The sequence below is a fragment of the Microbacterium sp. Bi128 genome (genome assembly GCF_918698205.1).
On record NZ_CAKKMM010001095.1, the window covers coordinates 1 to 1,730 of the forward strand.

Genomic DNA, 1,730 nt, shown 5'->3' on the forward strand with positions numbered 1-1,730 from the left:
GTGGTGAACAGCTCCTGCGGCAGCTCGACGTCGCGCTTGGCATCGAGGTTGCGCACCGCGATGCCCTGCAGTTCCAGCCGGGCGCCCGTGCGCGCGGCCAGGGCGTCGGCGTCGTCAATGAGAATCCGCGCAACCTGGGCCCCAACGTTGCCACAGCCCAGGAGGGCCACTTTCAGGGTTCGCAATTCAGACATTCAGACTCCCATGTCGCGGTTGAGCAAATCTTCTTCGGTTTCCCCGCGGACAATGAGCCGGGCAGATCCGTCGCTGACAGCGATAACGCCCGGCCGGGCCAGATAGTTGTAGTTGCTTGACAGGGCCCAGCAGTAGGCGCCGGTCCCCGGTACAGCAAGCAGATCACCGGCTGCCACGTCCTCGGGCAGATATACATCTCTAACAACTATGTCGCCGCTCTCGCAATGTTTGCCCACCACTCGGGACAGCTGCGGCGCCGCGGCGGAGCTCCGCGACGCGAGAATCGCCGAATAATCCGCGTCGTACAGCACCGGCCGGGGGTTGTCGCTCATCCCGCCGTCCACCGACACATAGCGGCGCGGGTGCGTAACGTCCCCGGCTCCGTCGTCGCCGGCCGCGGCACCAGCCGTGGCCGGGGAATCCACCCGGACAGTCTTGAGCGTGCCGACCTCGTACAGCGTAAAGGTGGTGCTTCCGACGATCGCGCGGCCCGGTTCGATCGAAATCCGGGGGGCGGTTATGCCGAGGGCAGCGCATTTGGAACGGACGACGGCGGCCATCGCCTGCGCGATTTCGGCGGCCGGGCGCGGGGTGTCCACGGGGGTGTAGGCGATGCCGTAGCCGCCGCCGAGGTCAAGCTCGGGCAGCACGATGGAGTACTTCGACTGCATCGCTGCCAGGAAGTCCAGCAGCCTCTCAGCGGCGAGGGCGAAGCCGTCCGGTTCGAAGATCTGCGAGCCGATGTGGCAGTGCAGGCCCAGCAGTTCGATGCTGGCGTGCCCGGTGGCCGCGGCCACAGCTTCCTCTGCGGCGGACAGTCCGGCCTGGTCCGTGGAGTCCCCGGCCATGGACAGGCCGAATTTCTGGTCCTCGTGGGCCGTGGCGATGAATTCGTGGGTGTGGGCGTGCACTCCGGGGGTCAGCCGCAGCATGACCCTGGCGGTGTCGCCCCGGTTGGCGGCGATCGCCGCGACGCGTTCGAGCTCATCGAGGCTGTCCACCACGATCCGTCCCAGCTGCATGTCCAGCGCCCGGTGGATTTCGCCGTCGGACTTGTTGTTCCCGTGCAGGGCGACGTCGGCGCCGGGGATGCCGGCGCGGAAGGCCACGGCGAGTTCGCCGCCGGACGCCGTGTCCAGGCGCAGCCCCTCTTCCTCGACCCAGCGGACCACGGAGGTGCACAGGAAGGACTTGCCGGCGTAGTAGACGTCCACTCCCCCGCAAATATCGGCGAAGGCGTCGTTGAAGGCGTCGCTGAACGCCCGGGCCCGGGCCCGGAAGTCGGTCTCGCTCAGCACGAACAGCGGCGTGCCGTACTGGCGCTGAAGCTCACTGACCGTCAGCCCCTCGATGGTGAGCTCGCCGTCGTCGTTGCGCGCAACACCGCCCGCCCACAGCGGTTCGTGGAGGGCATTGAGGTCGGCGGGGACCTCGAGCCAGTCCGGGGCGAGCGGGGACTGTCCTGAATTTGCGCTCATGGCGGTCACATCCGTTCCGGCGCCGAGACGCCCAGCAGTTCCAGTCCGTTGGCCAGC

General features: G+C 67.8%; 1 protein-coding gene and 1 pseudogene. Both read right to left on the reverse strand.

Features of this window, described 5'->3' with window-relative positions; genetic code table 11:
• A pseudogene (locus LQV45_RS30100) lies at positions 1-194 on the reverse strand (homoserine dehydrogenase); the annotation flags it as partial.
• Complete coding sequence (lysA, locus tag LQV45_RS30105; protein ID WP_230010863.1) at positions 195-1,673, reverse strand: diaminopimelate decarboxylase; 1,479 nt, start codon at positions 1,671-1,673, stop codon at positions 195-197. It abuts the pseudogene before it with no gap.
• Between the last annotated feature and the right edge of the window lie 57 nt (positions 1,674-1,730).